General features: G+C 45.9%; 19 protein-coding genes and 1 tRNA gene. 15 read left to right on the forward strand and 5 right to left on the reverse strand.

Annotated features, from left to right (window positions below; genetic code table 11):
• Positions 1–308: 308 nt before the first annotated feature.
• Both CAG69_RS02240 and CAG69_RS02245 read right to left on the reverse strand, forming a co-directional pair.
• Positions 309–385 (reverse strand) — tRNA-Arg (locus tag CAG69_RS02240).
• 175 nt (positions 386–560) lie between these two features.
• Complete coding sequence (locus CAG69_RS02245; RefSeq protein WP_161442546.1) at positions 561–1,694, reverse strand: flagellar assembly protein FlgT; 1,134 nt, start codon at positions 1,692–1,694, stop codon at positions 561–563.
• 169 nt (positions 1,695–1,863) lie between these two features.
• On the opposite strand from CAG69_RS02245, the gene CAG69_RS02250 reads away from it, so the two are divergent.
• Both CAG69_RS02250 and flgP read left to right on the forward strand, forming a co-directional pair.
• Positions 1,864–2,502 carry a FlgO family outer membrane protein gene (locus tag CAG69_RS02250; RefSeq protein WP_005382013.1) on the forward strand — a complete coding sequence of 213 codons (639 nt, stop codon included), beginning with the start codon at positions 1,864–1,866 and terminating at the stop codon, positions 2,500–2,502.
• Between the two features lie 9 nt (positions 2,503–2,511).
• Positions 2,512–2,943 carry a flagellar assembly lipoprotein FlgP gene (gene flgP, locus CAG69_RS02255; RefSeq protein ID WP_005393144.1) on the forward strand — a complete coding sequence of 144 codons (432 nt, stop codon included), beginning with the start codon at positions 2,512–2,514 and terminating at the stop codon, positions 2,941–2,943.
• Positions 2,944–3,055: 112 nt separating this feature from the next.
• Here the strand turns inward: flgP and CAG69_RS02260 are convergent, their stop codons facing one another.
• The 3 genes from CAG69_RS02260 to flgA form a co-directional block, all read right to left on the reverse strand.
• Complete coding sequence (locus tag CAG69_RS02260) at positions 3,056–3,481, reverse strand: flagella synthesis protein FlgN (protein WP_046874280.1); 426 nt, start codon at positions 3,479–3,481, stop codon at positions 3,056–3,058.
• Positions 3,482–3,508: 27 nt separating this feature from the next.
• Positions 3,509–3,823, reverse strand: a complete 315-nt coding sequence (gene flgM / locus CAG69_RS02265) for a flagellar biosynthesis anti-sigma factor FlgM (protein ID WP_005382018.1) — start codon at positions 3,821–3,823, stop codon at positions 3,509–3,511.
• Positions 3,824–3,939: 116 nt separating this feature from the next.
• Positions 3,940–4,686, reverse strand: coding sequence for a flagellar basal body P-ring formation chaperone FlgA (gene flgA, locus CAG69_RS02270; RefSeq protein WP_005393139.1), 747 nt, complete (start codon positions 4,684–4,686; stop codon positions 3,940–3,942).
• 76 nt (positions 4,687–4,762) lie between these two features.
• Between flgA and CAG69_RS02275 the strand changes: the two genes are divergently transcribed.
• From CAG69_RS02275 to flgL, 13 genes are all read left to right on the forward strand, one after another.
• Positions 4,763–5,689, forward strand: coding sequence for a chemotaxis protein CheV (locus CAG69_RS02275; RefSeq protein WP_005382022.1), 927 nt, complete (start codon positions 4,763–4,765; stop codon positions 5,687–5,689).
• Between the two features lie 11 nt (positions 5,690–5,700).
• Entirely contained in the window at positions 5,701–6,528 is an 828-nt protein-coding gene (locus tag CAG69_RS02280) for a CheR family methyltransferase (RefSeq protein WP_005382024.1), read from the forward strand.
• Positions 6,529–6,834: 306 nt separating this feature from the next.
• Entirely contained in the window at positions 6,835–7,230 is a 396-nt protein-coding gene (gene flgB, locus CAG69_RS02285) for a flagellar basal body rod protein FlgB (protein ID WP_005382026.1), read from the forward strand.
• Positions 7,231–7,235: 5 nt separating this feature from the next.
• The gene (gene flgC, locus CAG69_RS02290) at positions 7,236–7,649 is read left to right on the forward strand and encodes a flagellar basal body rod protein FlgC (RefSeq protein WP_005393132.1); all 414 of its coding nucleotides are present in this window, start codon (positions 7,236–7,238) and stop codon (positions 7,647–7,649) included.
• A 17-nt stretch (positions 7,650–7,666) separates the two neighbouring features.
• The gene (gene flgD / locus CAG69_RS02295) at positions 7,667–8,377 is read left to right on the forward strand and encodes a flagellar hook assembly protein FlgD (RefSeq protein ID WP_005393125.1); all 711 of its coding nucleotides are present in this window, start codon (positions 7,667–7,669) and stop codon (positions 8,375–8,377) included.
• Positions 8,378–8,407: 30 nt separating this feature from the next.
• Positions 8,408–9,721 carry a flagellar hook protein FlgE gene (flgE, locus tag CAG69_RS02300; RefSeq protein ID WP_005393123.1) on the forward strand — a complete coding sequence of 438 codons (1,314 nt, stop codon included), beginning with the start codon at positions 8,408–8,410 and terminating at the stop codon, positions 9,719–9,721.
• A gap of 289 nt (positions 9,722–10,010) precedes the next feature.
• On the forward strand, positions 10,011–10,760 hold the full coding sequence (gene flgF / locus CAG69_RS02305) for a flagellar basal-body rod protein FlgF (protein ID WP_005382031.1): 750 nt from the start codon (positions 10,011–10,013) through the stop codon (positions 10,758–10,760).
• A gap of 18 nt (positions 10,761–10,778) precedes the next feature.
• Positions 10,779–11,567 (forward strand): flagellar basal-body rod protein FlgG, encoded by a 789-nt coding sequence (flgG, locus tag CAG69_RS02310; protein WP_005382032.1) that lies wholly within the window; start codon positions 10,779–10,781, stop codon positions 11,565–11,567.
• A gap of 30 nt (positions 11,568–11,597) precedes the next feature.
• Complete coding sequence (flgH, locus tag CAG69_RS02315; protein ID WP_161442548.1) at positions 11,598–12,380, forward strand: flagellar basal body L-ring protein FlgH; 783 nt, start codon at positions 11,598–11,600, stop codon at positions 12,378–12,380.
• Positions 12,381–12,423: 43 nt separating this feature from the next.
• Positions 12,424–13,515, forward strand: a complete 1,092-nt coding sequence (locus tag CAG69_RS02320) for a flagellar basal body P-ring protein FlgI (protein WP_006743028.1) — start codon at positions 12,424–12,426, stop codon at positions 13,513–13,515.
• Between the two features lie 16 nt (positions 13,516–13,531).
• A complete protein-coding gene (gene flgJ / locus CAG69_RS02325; protein WP_046874278.1) occupies positions 13,532–14,458 on the forward strand; it encodes a flagellar assembly peptidoglycan hydrolase FlgJ in 927 nt (308 codons plus the stop codon).
• 159 nt (positions 14,459–14,617) lie between these two features.
• A complete protein-coding gene (gene flgK / locus CAG69_RS02330; protein ID WP_161442550.1) occupies positions 14,618–16,558 on the forward strand; it encodes a flagellar hook-associated protein FlgK in 1,941 nt (646 codons plus the stop codon).
• Between the two features lie 13 nt (positions 16,559–16,571).
• Positions 16,572–17,765 (forward strand): flagellar hook-associated protein FlgL, encoded by a 1,194-nt coding sequence (flgL, locus tag CAG69_RS02335; RefSeq protein WP_005393113.1) that lies wholly within the window; start codon positions 16,572–16,574, stop codon positions 17,763–17,765.
• Positions 17,766–17,994 lie beyond the last annotated feature (229 nt).

The raw sequence follows: 17,994 nt of genomic DNA on the forward strand, positions 1-17,994 counted from the left end.
CAGTGTTAGTTATTAAATTGCTCTTAGACATAGTGCTAACTAATAATTTTATTAATAGCTAAAAGGGTAAGCAAAACTCATAGATAATTAAAGTAATAAAATACAAAACTGTAAATAGGGCTTGTTGAAATGATTTCAAGGGGAAGAGGTCGGAACAGTAAAAGGTTTTATCTCGTCGAGTAAAGGAGCGAGGCGAGCATATTGATTACTGAGGAAATTGTCTCACACGTTACTTGGAAACGCTCTGTGAAGCTCGAAATAGTGGATACAAAAAAGCCTTAGCTCAAGTGGGAACTAAGGCTATGATATGGCGCCCCCAGTAGGATTCGAACCTACGACCTGTCCCTTAGGAGGGGACTGCGCTATCCAGCTGTGCCATGGGGGCGTAATACCAATAGTTGCAGTTCATTGCACTGTTTTACTGAGTTCAAATCTAGCAATCTACCTAGATCTGTATCAGCATCACGTGAACGATTCGCTACGGTCATTGGTATAATCAAATAAGATGCGCTGCCTATGATATTCAAAAGTGAGCATATCTCAAGACTTAATGTTTGCTTTTATAGGATCTTGTTCATTACGTCGCCAATTTGAACGCTAGACGCTAAATTTGGCTGATCAATCGTCAGTTCCGCTTCGTGTTCGTATATGCGTGATACCGTTAATGTAATTTCGCTTTGCGAGACTTTGTTTCTTGGTAATCCATTTTGGTCGATAAACGACGCGGTGTGCCAAAGCTGTAATTTGTCTCCCTCTTTTACGCCGTGCATACGGCCGAGATCCATCGTTACGGTATTACCGAAGACTGCCACAACCTCTGGCAGTGTAATTTTGCAAGATAGCTCCGACTCCAGATCCAACATAATATTGCGACTAACGCGAAGCATCATCTCGCCATAGGTCGACGCCCAAAAGCGCGCACTGCGAGTATCTACTTGGCTCGTTTTGGCAAATGGCCAACGCGCCACTTCACGGTAGGCTTTGTTGAAGACTTCATGGCCAGTTTTACCATCAAATACTTTCATCTCTAACGCAAACTGACGATTGATGATGTCATCTTGCAGTAGCTGAGATTCGACCGTTGCAGTGAGATCGGTAATGACCCCTCCAATGATGTATTGTGCGCCATTGTCTTGCGCGATCATTTGAGTGCGAGCAGGATAGTTGCTGCTTATTGAATAGTCCGTTGTACCAACAGACACAAAGCTGCGTGAGGTTTGATCAAGTTGGCGGTTCACTACGTGGCTAAAATCGTCACCAACTTGATAAATTTGTCCCATCACTGCTTGTTGTGGTGATGCGACCTCAATATTGCCGACCAGCATTGTCTTTTTGTATTGATCGGTGTGGCAACCCGTTGCCGATGGATAAATATCAACGCGGATTTTTACCTCGACTTTACCGCGACGTTTGCGTTCAGACTCGACCAAAATGTAACGGACTTCATGATTGGTAAACTGGTATTCGTTGCGGCTTTCTTCTAATAGCGGCATCAAGTTGCTAATACTGCCAATATCTGCGCCCGAAAAATTGACGGCTTTGAACAGCGCGTCTTCCAACGCATGGAGCCTTGCCGTCTCTTCTGAAGAAACGATAGTGGCAACGCCTGTGACTTCATACCAAGATGCCATTACTTTAAAAGGCACAAGCATCACTAAAGTGATTGAAAACAGACTGTTTAATATTTTTTTCATTGATTACAACCGTTCGGGTATAAATATTGCTTTAACAATTTCAGTGAAGTTTGGTGGATTTTTCTTCGTTAGGCAAACAAAGAAAAGCAAAGACTGTTCCAATATTCACTTTCTTAGAAAGGAATTAATCAAGAACAGTATCACCGCAGATTATCTGGAGAATCAAACCATGAAAAAGTGGCTTGTCGCCGCATCGATGATGACGCTTCTGACATCGTGCGCGTACTCACCGATTTACAATGGTAAAGAACCGTACTCGGGAAGCCAGTTCATGCTTATGGATAGTCCACGTCATACGATGGACTTTTTCATTGAAAGCATGACCGAAGACCTGATGGTTTCTAATGTGGCGGTATCTGCGCGGACACCGATTGCGATTACCTCGTTTGTTGATCTACAAAATATGGATGCAACAAACTGGTTAGGTAACTCGGTCTCGGAAGGTTTTATCCATCAGTTCCAGCGCCGAGGGTTTAAAGTGGTTGATTTCAAAACTACGGGCTCTATCCAAGTGACGCAGCAGGGCGATTTTGCTTTAAGCCGTGATTGGCAAGATCTGGCGCAAGAGCAACAAATTCAGTATGTACTGACCGGCACGATGCTGCGCCAAGAGGGCGGGGTTCTGGTCAATGCACGTGTGGTCGGTATGCAGAGCCGTGTGGTTGTAGCAACGGCGCAGGGTTTCCTTCCGGCTGACCGTATTGGTCGTGACTTAGATACGTTAAACAGTATCCGTACGCAAGATGGCGTGTTGATTCGCTCAGACCCAACCATTCGTCAGCCGTACACTGTGATTCTGCGTCCATAGGATAGAAGCATGAAGAAGTTATTATTTATTATTGCCACACTGATATTAGTGGGGTGTCAGCCACTACAACAGATGCGTCAAGATGAAATCTTAGTGGCAGTGGGTTATGCGAGTGTCAGTGAGCAAACTGGCCGCACAGTAGAAGAGAAGCGTGTACGAGCGATGCGCGCATCAAAAATTGATGCTTATCGTGAGCTAGCAGAACAAGTTTATGGCATGCGTGTTAGTGGACGTGCCGAACTGCAAGACCAGCGTTTGGGTATTGAAAGTACCACTGGTGCGGTCGATGGTGTAATTCGTGGTGCAGAAGTTGTGCGTAGTTATCTTGTTGAGGACAGTTACGTTACAGAGTTGCGTCTGGATATTCGTAAAATGGATAAGCTACGTGATTACGGAGAAGTTCAACAGGTGCCTGAGAAGCGTCAACAAACCTTGTTCTAATGCACTAAGCGCATTACTTCAGAAGACCAGATAATCTTTCCCGCGGCTGATTGGCAACAATGAGTCGCTTTTTTATATCTACATTCTAGAGATGGTGGGGCAGGAGTGACGTTTAGGCTTTTATATTGGTGCCAAGTGTCGAAATAGTATGGGTTTTGCCACCGGCATTGTAGGTCATGCCCACTTTGCCATGAGTTCGCTGAAGCATGTTATTGAGTTTATTGAAACTCAGCTGTGCGCGACTAAGCGATTCACCATTTACTTTGTTGACTTGTTGACAGTCGAGGACGATCGATTGGATTTGAGCAACAACCTGACTTAGGTGCTCATCTTCAGTAAGTTGATTGACGTGCGGGTGAGAGGCGATTCGCTGATCAGTTGTTCTAAGCTGATCAATGAGTGTCATCTTCTGTTTGGCAATACTCTCAATCTCGGTAGAGACACGCGCAGTTATCGCTTGTGTTTCTTGACGCAAAACAGCAGAAAGTGCCTTAGCATTTTCTAGTTGGAAATTGACGAGATCGACTAATGCTGCCATAAAATACTTACCTTCGGCCTAAGTCAGCTAGCTTTTGCCTTGCAATTCGTTTTCAAACTTAATCATGTTGTCGGCCAATTTTTCAGGATCGACTTTGTATGAACCGTTTGTGATTGCTTCTTTGATTGCCGCCACTTTGGCGCTGTCATAGGCCGGAGAAGCTGCCATATCTTTTTGAAGTTTGCTAACGGCTTTGCTTTGCTGGCTGAGTGATACAGCGTCTTGTTGTGCGGGTGCTTTTTTCGATTCAGTCGTGCTGGTAGCATTGGAATCGTTACGCGCAGGTGCACGACTTGTCGTCGTCATCATTTGCCCTGAACGTATATTATCTATACCTGCCATGTTTAACCTTTGCCTTGTATCGTAATACTGGTATCCAGACTATCGACCAGTGCAAAAATAACTTTAGTCATTTTTTGCATTTTTATTGATCAGTTTAAACACGCTACCAGTGGGTGTTAAAAATTAACAGTGATTTCCGCAATGCCAGTCACTATGCCTTCTATTATACGCTGTGACTTATCATTTTTCACTCTTACTTGATCGCCAGCCGCACCATCTTGCAATGCTGTGCCTTGCGTGGTGATTGTCATGCCAGAATTTACCGCTTTAATTGTGACCTTTTCATTCCGGCAAACGACACAGACATCATTACGTTCAACAACATCACCTAGGCGAACATTGCGTTTTAGCTTTGCGCCAACCACTTGATCGTAGTTAGAAAAGCCATCTTTGCGAAAGCGCTGCAGCTCGATCATGGAAGTGGTGACATCCGACGCGCTGACGATTTCTCCTCTCCCTAGTGTTCGTGTTGCGACGATCATTGGCACTGATACCGAGATCCGTACAGGCACATAGACTTTCCAGTCATCCGGGGGGCATTCCACTAGAACATTGATGTTGCTTCGAGTACTGCTGGTGGAAGAAGCTGACGTATCCAGGGGTACTGGGCAATCCGTTGCTTTTATTCTCGAGTCGATATCTGCCGCATTAACAGATAGCTCGCCACCATCAGGCTGATCAACTGTAGCAAGAATATGTTGTTCTGCTGCCGTTTTTATTTGCTCGATCTGATTATCTGAAGCTGAATGAACAAAAAAGCTAAACATACTGAGCAAAATGCCGATAGACTTAGCGTACTTTGTAATTAGCGCTCTACATATTGTCATAGTCAATGGTGTCGAAGTGAAAGTGAAATACGCCATACTGTCTCCCTGGTATCGTGCTTGCCAGTGGTAGAGTATCATTTAAAAACAAAAAGTTTGAGATGGAGATGAGCATATGACGGGGATTCTTGACTCGGTGAATCAGCGTACGCAACTCGTCGGTCAGAACCGATTGGAATTATTGACCTTTCGACTGATGGGCCGACAGCGCTACGGCATTAACGTATTCAAAGTGAAAGAAGTACTGCAGTGCCCTAAGCTGACTTCAATGCCAAATCTACACCCGCTGGTAAAAGGTATCGCTCATATCCGCGGCCATACCGTGTCCGTTATTGATTTGAGCCTGGCAATTGGTGGCCGCCCAACCACTGATCTGGATAAATGTTTTGTTGTTATCGCAGAATTTAACCGTACGATCCAAGCATTTTTGGTATCATCGGTTGAGCGTATTATCAATATGCATTGGGAAGCGATTTTGCCACCGCCAGACGGTGCGGGTAAAGCGCACTACTTGACCGCAGTGACGAACATCGACAACGAGCTGGTTGAAATCCTTGACGTTGAAAAAATCCTGGCAGAGATTGCGCCGGTTGATGAAACGATGGATTCCGCTATCGGTGAAGAAATCGCGCAAGCAGAACAAGAAAAGCCTATTGTACGCCGTATATTGATTGCTGATGACTCGACTGTCGCGCGTAAACAGGTAGAGCGTGCGATTACATCAATCGGTTTCGAGGTCGTATCTGTCAAAGATGGCAAAGAAGCGTACAATAAGTTGATTGAAATGGCTCAAGAAGGCAATATCTACGATCAAATTTCGTTGGTTATTTCCGATATTGAAATGCCAGAAATGGACGGCTATACCTTAACGGCTGAAATTCGCAGACATGCCGATTTGAAAGACCTTTATGTTATCCTCCATTCTTCATTAAGTGGTGTATTCAACCAGGCTATGGTTGAGCGTGTAGGTGCCAATACCTTCATTGCGAAATTTAACCCAGATGAATTGGGTAACGCGGTTAAATCTGCATTAACACAATAAAAGAGACATTAATGACTGCTATTACAATCAGTGATCAAGAGTATCGTGACTTTAGCCGTTTTCTAGAATCGCAATGTGGCATCGTGTTAGGTGATAGCAAGCAATATCTTGTGCGTAGCCGACTGAGTCCTTTAGTGACGAAGTTTAAGCTCGCATCGTTATCAGATTTGCTACGTGATGTTGTTACAGGGCGCAATCGTGAATTACGAGTGGCCGCTGTGGACGCGATGACGACTAACGAAACCTTGTGGTTTCGAGATACTTATCCGTTCACAGTTTTAGCTGACAAATTATTGCCAGAAGTAGCGGCAAGCAAGCGCCCAATCAAGATCTGGTCTGCAGCCAGTTCATCGGGCCAAGAGCCGTATTCTATTGCAATGACGATTCTGGAAACGCAACAGCGCAAGCCGGGTTTGTTACCAAACGTGTCTATTACAGCAACAGACATTTCAGCAAGTATGCTCGAAATGTGTCGTGCAGGTGTGTATGACAATTTGGCTCTAGGGCGCGGACTTTCACCAGAACGTCGCCGCACCTTCTTTGAGAATGCGGACGGTGGCCGTATGAAAGTCAAAGACAACGTCAAACGTTTGGTGAACTTTCGTCCACAAAACTTGATGGACAGTTATGCACTGATGGGTAAGTTCGACATTATTTTTTGTCGCAACGTGCTGATTTACTTCTCACCGGAAATGAAATCAAAAGTGCTTAACCAAATGGCGAGCAGCTTAAACCCAGGTGGTTATCTGCTGTTAGGGGCATCAGAGTCGCTAACTGGTCTGACTGATAAATTTGAAATGGTGCGCTGTAATCCGGGTATCATTTACAAGCTTAAATAGCGGTATCTCTTCATTGATAAAAAGCCTGACCTCGTGTCAGGCTTTTTTGTTTGCTGGTTTCCTGCCTTCGAGTGTTTCCACGTTTTCACTTGCTAAATTGAAGCGCGATTTTGCTTTGTTCCCTCATCACGGTGTATCTTTATTAAGTGAACAAAGTGAAACGACATGACATTCCAGTCACTTTGGCTCACTTATTGCTATTCCAATGGGTGATAGCTATTAAGTAGATAGAGCGCTTTATGTTTTTGGCATGCTAATTGCTTTTTGGTTATCAATCACGGTCAGTTCTTAATTGTAGAGGCAAACATGGCTATATCTTTTGACAATGCACTAGGCATCCACCAGCACACGGTGGGCGTACGTGAGCGCAATGCTGAGGTGATTTCCACCAACATTGCACAAGCCAACACGCCTGGTTACAAAGCAAGAGGTTTAGACTTTGCGAAGGAATTGCAAGCGGCAACATCTGGGGCAAGCATTGGTCTTAGTCGTACGGATGGTCGGCATATTCCTGCCACTACAACGTTGGTCGGGGACAAGCTATATCGTCTTCCTACGCAACCTGATACGGGTGATGGCAACACGGTTGATTTGGATTTAGAGCGTAACTTGTTTATGCAAAACCAAATCAGACACCAAGCATCACTCGACTTTCTAGGCAGCAAATTCAAGAACTTAACCAAAGCAATCAAAGGGGAATAATTTAGATGAGCTTATTTAACGTTTTCAATGTGACAGGTTCCGCAATGAGCGCTGAATCCGTTCGTCTGAACACTACCTCAAGCAACTTGGCGAACGCCGACAGTGTCAGCAGCTCTGCAAAAGACACTTATAAAGCGCGCCATGCTGTGTTTGGAGCTGAGTTAAGTAACGCCATGCGTGGCGGTGATACGGTGCCAGTGAAAGTGATGGGCATTGTAGAAAGCGATAAACCGCTGAGTGCGGAGTACAACCCAGACCATCCCCTTGCAAACGAAGAAGGCTACATCTACAAGCCGAACGTGAATGTAATGGAAGAAATGGCGAACATGATTTCAGCTTCTCGCGCATACCAAACCAATGTGCAAGTAGCGGATTCTAGTAAACAAATGCTGCTGCGTACGCTGCAGATGGGTCAATAAGGATAAGGAGGTAGCGTATGGCCGGAATTAACAACGTTGGTCAAAGCGGCTTGTCCTATATCGACCAGCTTAAAAGTCTACAAGAGAGCAACAAGAAGACGGAAGAGAGCACGGGTAAGCAAGACCTAAAACAGGAAGACTTCTTATCATTGCTCACGAAGCAATTGTCTCAACAGGACCCTTTTAAGCCGGTAAGTAATGACCAGATGATTGCGCAAATGGCTTCATTTGCGACCGTTGATGGCATCGGCAAGATGAATACTCAGTTTGAGAGTTTGAACTCGTCAATGACATCAAACCAAGCGTTACAAGCTTCCTCTTTGGTAGGGCGTGACGTATTGGTCCCAGGAGCGGCAGGTGTGAAGCAGGACGACGCGCCAATGGCGGCAATGGTTAAGCTTTCACAATCTATCGATAATCTGTTTGTTCGTGTAGAGGATGAAGCTGGCCAACTGGTTCGTACTTTTGAGGTAGGGGCGAAACCAGCCGGCGACACGCGTGTGCTTTGGGACGGTAAAGATGAAAGCGGAAATCCACTGCCTGCTGGCAAATACAAAGTGAAAGCGTCTGGCTTAGTTGAGGGGGAGTCGCAAGAGTTCCCAGTATCGACATACGCCAACGTAAACAGCGTATTGCTCGGCAAAGGTGACGGAAACGTATTACTCAATCTGGCTGGTTTTGAATCGCCAGTTCGACTTGCAGAAGTTTTGGAAGTCGGCAAAGCGTAGTCATAGCTCGCTAGATTAGGAGATTTTGGAATGTCATATGTATCTTTAAGCGGTTTGTCCGCCGCCCAACTGGATTTGAACACCACCAGTAACAACATTGCGAACGCCAACACGTACGGCTTTAAAGAGTCCCGTGCTGAGTTTGCTGATGTTTACTCTAACTCTTTATTTACTAACGCAAAAACCACACCGGGTGGTGGTGCGCAAGCAAGCCAAGTGGCGCAGCAGTTCCATGAAGGCTCAAGCATTTACACCAACAACCCAATGGATTTGCGTGTTTCGGGTACAGGTTTCTTCGCCGTGGCGAAGGAGCGTCTGACTCCACAACAGAATGAACTGACACGTAATGGTGCATTTCATTTAAATAAAGAAAACTACATGGTGACCGCGAACGATGAGTTCTTATTAGGTTACCAAGTGGATCCAAGCTCTGGTGAGGTTTCTTCATACGAGCCACAACCTATCAATATTCCTGCTGAATTTGGTAAGCCAAAGCAAACAGCAAACATTGAAGTGGGCGTGAACTTGCCAGCTAACGGCGATTTGAAAGATCCAACTCAGTTTGATTTTTCAGACCCAGATACATACAACCGTTCAACCTCTTCGACTATTTATGACTCGATGGGTCAGTCTTACAAGCTAACGACGTACTACTTGAAAGATCAGACTCAGCCAAACACGTGGAACACTTACTACACCGTGACAGATAAAGAAGGTGAAAAGCCTTTAAATGTTGCGGCAGGTGATGCACAAACGCCAACAGGCCATGTGGGTCATACCATGAAGTTCAACAACGATGGTACGTTGGCGAGCTTGAACAATGGTCAGCCAATTACGTCTGTGGCATTAGGCGATCCGGCGACGAACACGACACCAGTCGATATGAATGGTGCCGATCCTGCGCAGACGCTTAATTTCGGTTTAGGCTCGGCAACACAGTTTGCTGCTCCGTTCGAACTGACCAAGTTCGATGAAGACGGTGCAACAACGGGCTTCCTAACCAAGGTTGACTTCGATGAAAACGGCAGCGTAATGGGGACTTACTCAAACGGTGAAAACGTCACATTGGGTCGTGTCGCGCTAGTACGTGTTCCAAACGAGCAAGGTCTAGATAAGAAGGGCGGTACGCAATGGGATTCAACTCAGTTCTCTGGTGACAAGATTTGGGGTGAATCTAACAAAGGCTCTTTTGGCACCATCAACAACGGTATGCTGGAACAGTCAAACATTGATATGACGCAGGAGCTGGTGGACCTGATTTCTGCTCAGCGTAACTTCCAAGCAAACTCACGTTCGCTAGAAGTGCACAACCAGCTACAACAAAATATCCTGCAGATCCGATAATCTGCATCATCAAGTTAGGCGAGCTTTCGCCGCTTGGCTTGATAACATCATGACATTCATCTGATGCTTAGCCTGAAAATACCTCAGTTCAGGTTAAGCATGCTTTGATCTCTGATTTGCCGCCGTTGCCGCCATGTGGATCAAAACCTTGCCCCTTGTTGCACTTTTCTGCCACTGAAACCCCTCTTAATCTTTTGTTTCTTATTTAAATATTTGATAAATAAGCTAATTTCATGTTGGCATAACTATTGCTTTTACTCCGTGTACAGAGAAGTTTTTGGAGTAATTTATGGATCGCGCACTGTTTCTCGCAATGAGTGGGGCCAAGCAAAATATGCAGGCACTACAATTGCGTGCTAATAACTTGGCTAACGTAAGCACGACAGGGTTTCGTGCGGATTTAGCACAGGCTCGCTCAATGCAGGCTTATGGTGAAGGCCATCCTTCACGTGTGTTCAGCATGACAGAGCGTCCAGGGCATAACTTTGCTCAAGGTAGCGTGATTACAACAGGGCGTGATCTGGATGTGACTATTGAAGGCAGCGGCTGGATATCGGTACTCGATCACACGGGTAAAGAAGGGTTGACCCGTAACGGTAACCTAAAAGTCGATCAAAATGGCATGCTTACCAACGCAAGTGGTCATTTGGTGCTGGGTGAAAACGATGCGCCGATTACTTTGCCTATTCCTCTCTCTAAAATTGAAATCGGTCGGGATGGCACCATCTCTGTACTTCCTCAAGGTGCCCCGGCAGAAGAATTCCAAGCGGTTGATCGCATTAAGCTTGTTAAGCCTAATGATCAAAGCTTGTTTAAAGACACCAATGGCTTATTTCGCCATAAAACTCCAAACCAACCTTACGAAGCAGACGCTACTGTTAGCCTCCAGACAGGAGCGATTGAAGGCAGTAACGTGAATGCCGTAGGTGAAATGACAGCATTGATTGACTTACAGCGTCAGTTTGAAATGCAAGTCAAGATGATGAGCACAGCTGAAGAAATGGATAAATCTTCAGATTCACTGCTTCGTATGAGTTAACTGAGTTAGAGGTTCACTATGCATCCAGCACTATGGGTAAGTAAAACAGGTCTAGACGCCCAGCAAACCAACATTGCCACGATTTCGAACAACTTGGCGAACGCCTCTACTGTGGGCTACAAAAAGAGCCGTGCGGTATTCGAAGATTTGTTCTATCAGAACATCAACCAGCCTGGCGGCCAATCATCTCAGAACACTGAGCTTCCGAGTGGCTTGATGCTAGGTGCGGGTTCTAAAGTGGTTGCGACGCAAAAAGTGCACACGCATGGTAATGCGCAGACAACGACCAACGCACTGGACATGATGGTTGAAGGCGACGGCTTCTTCCAAGTGACGTTGCCGGATGGCAACATCGGTTACACCCGTAACGGTCAGTTCACGTTAAATGGTGAAGGCACGTTAGTCACGTCGGGTTCTGGCTACCCTGTAGAACCTGAAATTGTGATTCCAGAAGATGCGATTTCTATCACTGTCGGTACGGATGGTGAAGTATCGGTTCGCGTCCGTGGTCAGCAAGACAACCAAGTCGTTGGTCAGCTAACCATTACAGACTTTGTTAACCCAGGTGGCCTAGAGCCAATTGGCCAGAACCTTTACTTACCAACGGGTGCTAGTGGCGATCCACAAGAAGGTGTTCCTGGTTTGGACGGTTTGGGTGAAATCCGTCAATCCATGCTGGAAGCGTCTAACGTGAATGTAACGGAAGAGTTGGTCAACATGATCGAAGCCCAGCGCGTTTACGAAATGAACTCAAAAGTGATCTCGTCAGTCGATAAGATGATGAGCTTCGTTAACCAGCAGTTATAACGGTTAAGAGCAAGAATTGAGGAGCTCACGATGAAACGTATTTGTCTACTTGTTGCTTTGATTGCCACGATGTCGGGTTGTGCCATGTTAGAGCCGATTGAAACGGATGAAGTGACACAAGCAACGACGGTGGTTGACGCGGTAGAAGGCGATAAATCGAAAGAAGAGAGCAGCGGTATCGTGGATACACTGCGTGGCAGAAGCGATCCGGTTGCGGGTGATCCTGCATGGGCTCCTATTCATCCGAAAAAGAAACCTGAGCATTATGCTGCTGCAACAGGTTCACTGTTTAGCGCCGAGCACATTACCGATCTTTACGACGATTCCAAGCCACGTGGTATTGGCGACATTATTACCGTGACACTGGATGAGACTACCAGCGCCACGAAAAGCGCCAATGCCGATTTATCGAAAACCAATGAAGCGCAAATGGACCCGCTTCAAGTGGGTGGCGAAGAGCTGCAAATTGGTGGCAAATACAATTTCTCTTATGACTTAAACAACTCAAACTCATTTGCGGGTGACTCTTCTGCTAAGCAGAGTAACAGCATCAGTGGTTACATCACTGTTGAGGTGATTGAAGTACTGGCAAACGGCAACCTCGTGATCCGTGGAGAAAAATGGATGACGCTTAATACGGGTGATGAGTACATACGTTTAAGCGGCACTATTCGTCCTGATGACATTAGTTTCGACAATACTATTGCATCAAACCGCGTTTCTAACGCAAGAATTCAGTATTCTGGCACCGGTGTACAACAAGATATGCAAGAGCCGGGTTTCTTGGCACGATTCTTTAATGTAGCGCTATAACACGCCGTGCTGACGGCAATTTGACTGCAAGAGATAAGTAAGCATGAAAAAACTCCTTTTAATACTGATGAGCGTTGCTCTGTTTTCTACCGCTGCCCAAGCTGCACGTATCAAAGACGTCGCGCAAGTGGCAGGTGTACGAAGCAACCAACTCGTGGGTTATGGTTTGGTTTCAGGCTTACCTGGCACAGGCGAAGCGAACCCGTTTACGGAGCAAAGTTTCGCCGCTATGCTGCAAAACTTCGGCATTCAGATGCCGCCGGGCACAAAGCCAAAAATTAAAAACGTTGCTGCAGTCATGGTAACGGCAGAGTTGCCGCCTTTCTCTAAACCAGGTCAGCAAGTAGACGTGACAGTCTCTTCCATCGGAAGTGCCAAAAGTTTGCGTGGTGGTACGCTACTGCAAACGTTCCTAAAAGGTCTCGATGGTCAAGTTTACGCGGTTGCTCAAGGTAACTTAGTGGTGAGCGGCTTCAGCGCTGAAGGTGCTGACGGTTCAAAAATCGTAGGTAACAATCCAACCGTTGGTCTTATCTCTAGTGGTGCGACAGTAGAGCGAGAAATTCCAAACCCATTTGGTCGTGGTGATTACATCACGTTCAACTTGCTTGAGTCAGACTTCACAACGGCTCAACGTATGGCGGATGCGGTAAACAACTTCCTTGGCCCACAAATGGCGAGTGCAGTAGACGCGACGTCGGTACGTGTACGTGCCCCTCGTGATGTCAGCCAGCGTGTGGCGTTCTTATCGGCAATTGAAAACCTAGAGTTCGACCCAGCAGATGGCGCAGCCAAAATCATCGTTAACTCTCGCACGGGTACCATCGTAGTTGGTAAACATGTTCGCCTTAAACCTGCTGCGGTAACGCATGGTGGCATGACGGTTGCGATCAAAGAAAACCTGAATGTTAGCCAACCGAACGGCTTTTCTGGTGGGCAAACCGTTGTCGTGCCAGACTCGGATATCGAAGTCAGCGAAGAGCAGGGCAAGATGTTTAAGTTTGAGCCAGGCTTAACGTTGGATGATTTGGTCCGTGCCGTTAACCAAGTCGGCGCAGCGCCGTCGGATTTGATGGCTATCTTGCAAGCATTGAAACAAGCTGGTGCCATTGAAGGCCAGTTGATCATCATTTAATGGTTAGGAGGTAGGTATAATGAACAATCCTAACGACATTGGTTTTATTCATGACATCAGTTCGCTGGATACCTTGCGTCAAAAAGCAGTGAAGGAAGGTAAAGATGGCGAGCAAGAAGCACTGCGTGCAGCAGCTCGTCAGTTCGAATCTATTTTCACCTCCATGATGTTGAAATCCATGCGAGAAGCCAATGAGGGCTTTGAGTCCAACATGATGAACAGCCAGAACGAGAAGTTCTATCGACAAATGCTCGATGAGCAGATGGCGAGTGAGCTCAGTTCGTCTGGTTCAATGGGCTTGGCCGATATGATTGTTAAGCAATTAACGGCTGGACAAGGTAACGACAAGAGTGAAACGGCAATGCGTGATGCGGCAAATAATGCCGTGGAATATCGTCGTGTTGACCCGAAAAAAGCGCGTGAGATTGAACAGCGCTTGATTGAATCTGGTCAGCTATCTCGACCAAGCAATGAACCAACTCGATTCGATTCGCCAGAATCTTTTGTTAACTCGATGAAGCCATACGCGGAGAAAGCCGCTAAAGCCCTAGGTGTCGAGCCATCTCTGCTACTTGCTCAAGCCGCTTTGGAAACGGGGTGGGGACAAAAGGTCGTGAAGAACGCGCGTGGCAGCAGCAACAACTTATTTAACATCAAAGCAGATCGAAGCTGGCAGGGGGACAAAGTGACGACTCAAACTCTAGAGTTCCACGATAACACGCCAGTGAAAGAGACGGCAGCGTTTCGCGCCTACTCAAATTACGAAGACAGCTTTAATGACTTTGTGCGCTTTTTAAATGACAACCCACGTTACGAGACAGCATTGCAACAGCGAGGGAATTCAGAGTCCTTCATTCGCGGCATCCACAGCGCGGGTTACGCGACCGATCCGAATTACGCAGACAAAGTCCTGCAGGTGAAGCAGAAAATCGAAAGTATGTAATTTACTCTTCGTTAGTTCATGTTGTTTTCGAAGGCTTGCCACAGTGCAAGCCTTTACTTTTTCTGAACATTCATACCTCTATTTTATTTGGCACACCTTTTGCTTTGATGTGTCTAGGTGATCGGTTTTGCCGATTTTATTTCGTTTTTGGGGGCATGTATGGCGTCAGATCTTCTGAATGTAGGTACTCAAAGTGTGCTTACTGCTCAGAGACAATTAAACACCACTGGTCATAACATTTCTAATGTTAATACAGAGGGTTATAGCCGCCAGTCTGTTATCCAAGGTACGAATGATCCGCGCATGTTTGGTGGTTCTACCTACGGCATGGGTGTGCATGTGGAAAATGTTCGCCGCTCGTGGGATCAGTTTGCCGTGAATGAACTGAACTTGTCGTCAACCAACAATGCCAACAAAACGGATACCCAAGACAATCTTGATATGCTCTCTAGCATGTTGAGCTCAGTTGCATCGAAGAAAATCCCAGAGAACTTGAACGAGTGGTTCGATGCGGTCAAAACCATGGCAGATACCCCGAACGATTTGGGGGCACGGAAAGTGGTATTGGAAAAGGCGAAAATCTTCTCTGATACATTAAATGACTTCCATGAAACCGTGCGATTGCAATCTGATGTGACCAATAAAAAATTGGATATGGGCATTGAACGCGTGAACCAACTTGCGTTGGAAATCCGCGATGTGCATCGGTTAATGATGCGCACACCCGGTCCACATAATGATTTGATGGACCAGCATGAAAAGCTGGTTACTGAGTTATCTGAGTACACCAAAGTTACCGTAACCCCACGCAAAAATGCCGAAGGGTTTAATGTTCACATCGGCAATGGACACACGCTAGTTTCTGGCACGGAAGCAAGCCAGCTCAAAATGATTGACGGCTATCCTGATGTTCACCAGAGACGCTTAGCGATGGTGGAAGGAGATGGCATTAAAGCGATCAAGTCTGATGATATGGATGGCAAAATCGGCGCTTTGCTTGAAATGCGCGACAAACACATTCCACAACTGCAAGATGAAATGGGCCGTTTAGCGACGGGTTTCTCCTACAAAATTAATCAGCTGCAATCTCAAGGTCTGGATCTTAACGGTAAGATAGGTAAAGACGTATTTACCGACGTGAACTCTGAGCTGGTGGCAAAATCTCGAGTTTTTGCTGCGCCTGACTCTCAAGCTGATGTTGCGGTTTACATTGATGATATTTCAGCGATCAAAGGTGGTGAATATTCGCTACGTTATGATGGCGACCAATATAGCGTGACAACACCGAAAGGTGAGCAAATGTCGTTGAACATTGATCAATCGTATTCTTCGTTTGTTCTGGATGGTATGAAAGTGCAAATTGGTGAAGGTCTTGCCGCTGGTGAGCGCGTATTGTTGCGCCCAACACGAAGTGGCGCAGCCATCATCAAGATGGAAACCAACGATGCAAAAGCCATTGCCGCGCAAAGTTATGAAGCTTCAACCACTTTTGCTCAAGGTAACGCCAAGTTCAAAATTCGTGAGGCGGGGGATGTCAAAGAATTTGAGGTCACCGTACAACCAGCCGACGAGAAACATGATAAGCCATGGTTAAAGATCACGGACAACAAAGGCTATTTGCTATCGGACAAATACTCATACCCGCTAGACAAAGATAACCCGATGATTGAAATCTCAGTGCCGAAAAGCCATCCGCTGTATAAAAACGGCGATGCAACCGTGTTTGAGTTGAGCGAAGGTGCGCTGATGAATGACAAGTTCACCGCGAACTTGGTGCCTTCGGAAGGTGGTAATGGCAACTTGAGAAAAATGCAGAAGATCCAAACAGATAAGATGATGGACGGAAAATCCAGTACTTTGATTGATGTTTATCACAACCTCAATACCGAAGTCGGATTGAAATCTTCTACAGCAAACCGATTAGCCTCTGTCGCTCGCTTAGAGCATGAGGCGGCACAAGAGCGCGTTGCTTCTATCTCTGGCGTTAACCTCGATGAAGAAGCGGCCAACATGATGAAGTTTCAACAAGCGTACATGGCTTCATCACGTGTGATGCAAGCGGCGAATGATACCTTCAATACCATTTTACAACTGAGGTAAGGAGAAGAGATAAGTGCTAACTCGAATTTCTAGTTTCCATAACTATCAGTCCGTACAAAATGATTTGCGTCGTCAAGAGAATAAGGTTCACCATAACCAAGAGCAACTTGCTTCAGGGAAAAAGTTACTGAAACCTAGCGACGATCCCCTTGCGTCGCATTACATTCAAAATATTAGTCAGCAACAAGAACAGCTACAACAATATCTTAGCTCGATAGTGTTGGTGCGTAATCGTCTAGAAAACCACGAAGTTAATATCGCCAATGCAGAGAACTTTGCCGACGAGTCGAAGCGCTTAACGATGGAGATGATTAACGGTGCGTTTTCTGCGGAAGACCGACAAGCAAAGAAGCGTGAGCTAGAAGAGATTGCGAACAACTTCCTTAACTTAGTGAACTCGCAAGATGAATCTGGTAACTACGTGTTTGCTGGCACTAAGCCAAAAAGCCAACCATTCTATCGCGATAAAGACGGTAGTGTTCAGTACGCTGGAGACGATTACCAGCGCAAAATGAAAGTCTCCAGCATGCTTGAGATGCCAATGAACGATCCTGGCAGCAAGCTGTTTATGGAGATACCAAACCCATTTGGCGATTATCAGCCGAATTACGATCTACAAAACGGTTCTGAGTTGCTATTAAACAGAGCCACTAACGTTGATACGAAGGATGATGCGGCGTATCGCGTGACATTTGTCGATATGAACAACGGCAAATTTGGTTACCAACTAGAGCGTAACGGTAAAGTCGTGGATGCCGATGAGTTTTCTCCAGAAAAAGGCATTGAGTACAAAGGCCTGAAAGTGCACGTAAAAGGTCAAATTACGCCTGGCGACAGCATCGAGATCGAAAAGCGGGCTGAGTTCAGCATTTTCGATACCTTCAAGGATGCAATGGCGTGGTCAGATAAATCGGTGTCGGATACGTCGGCGACCGCCAAATTGCACCAAATGACAGAAGAATTTCACGCTGCTTTTATCCATTTGAATAAAGCGCGTACTGATGCTGGCGCTCGATTGAGCACGCTCGATATCCAAGAGCAAAACCACGAAGACTTTAATTTGTCTCTGGCGAAAGCGAAGAGCAACTTTGAGGATTTGGATTACTCTAAAGCCGTTATCGAGTTCAGTGAAAACTCACGAGCGTTACAGGCATCGCAACAAGCATTCGGTAAGACCAAAGATCTAACGTTGTTTAACTATATTTAGTCTGACTTAAGACACACTGTCTGATTTTTGATGCCTTATGTGCAAAGCCTTAAGTGCGATAAATCGACGTAAATTGAGAGTCATGCTATGCGGCACGATTTTACCCAAAGCGGCAATGATGCAAGAGGCAAGTCGGGCGGCAACAAAGTAGCGGTCAATATCCATGAAGCAAGATGAGCCTCATTATCCGGAAATGGTTTAGTGATAACGCTAACTTATTGTTTATGTG

Source organism: Vibrio sp. V43_P6S15P86 (genome assembly GCF_009904725.1).
Taxonomy (GTDB): Bacteria; Pseudomonadota; Gammaproteobacteria; order Enterobacterales; family Vibrionaceae; genus Vibrio; species Vibrio diabolicus.

Coding starts and splice junctions, on each gene's coding strand:
- flgC (WP_005393132.1), top strand. CDS start 7,236: ATGAGCTTATTTAACGTTTTCAATGTGACAGGTTCCGCAATGAGCGCT.
- CAG69_RS02320 (WP_006743028.1), top strand. CDS start 12,424: ATGAAAAAACTCCTTTTAATACTGATGAGCGTTGCTCTGTTTTCTACC.
- flgH (WP_161442548.1), top strand. CDS start 11,598: ATGAAACGTATTTGTCTACTTGTTGCTTTGATTGCCACGATGTCGGGT.
- flgK (WP_161442550.1), top strand. CDS start 14,618: ATGGCGTCAGATCTTCTGAATGTAGGTACTCAAAGTGTGCTTACTGCT.
- CAG69_RS02260 (WP_046874280.1), bottom strand. CDS start 3,481: ATGGCAGCATTAGTCGATCTCGTCAATTTCCAACTAGAAAATGCTAAG.
- CAG69_RS02245 (WP_161442546.1), bottom strand. CDS start 1,694: ATGAAAAAAATATTAAACAGTCTGTTTTCAATCACTTTAGTGATGCTT.
- CAG69_RS02250 (WP_005382013.1), top strand. CDS start 1,864: ATGAAAAAGTGGCTTGTCGCCGCATCGATGATGACGCTTCTGACATCG.
- CAG69_RS02280 (WP_005382024.1), top strand. CDS start 5,701: ATGACTGCTATTACAATCAGTGATCAAGAGTATCGTGACTTTAGCCGT.
- flgD (WP_005393125.1), top strand. CDS start 7,667: ATGGCCGGAATTAACAACGTTGGTCAAAGCGGCTTGTCCTATATCGAC.
- flgP (WP_005393144.1), top strand. CDS start 2,512: ATGAAGAAGTTATTATTTATTATTGCCACACTGATATTAGTGGGGTGT.
- flgE (WP_005393123.1), top strand. CDS start 8,408: ATGTCATATGTATCTTTAAGCGGTTTGTCCGCCGCCCAACTGGATTTG.
- flgB (WP_005382026.1), top strand. CDS start 6,835: ATGGCTATATCTTTTGACAATGCACTAGGCATCCACCAGCACACGGTG.
- flgF (WP_005382031.1), top strand. CDS start 10,011: ATGGATCGCGCACTGTTTCTCGCAATGAGTGGGGCCAAGCAAAATATG.
- CAG69_RS02275 (WP_005382022.1), top strand. CDS start 4,763: ATGACGGGGATTCTTGACTCGGTGAATCAGCGTACGCAACTCGTCGGT.
- flgG (WP_005382032.1), top strand. CDS start 10,779: ATGCATCCAGCACTATGGGTAAGTAAAACAGGTCTAGACGCCCAGCAA.
- flgA (WP_005393139.1), bottom strand. CDS start 4,686: ATGGCGTATTTCACTTTCACTTCGACACCATTGACTATGACAATATGT.
- flgM (WP_005382018.1), bottom strand. CDS start 3,823: ATGGCAGGTATAGATAATATACGTTCAGGGCAAATGATGACGACGACA.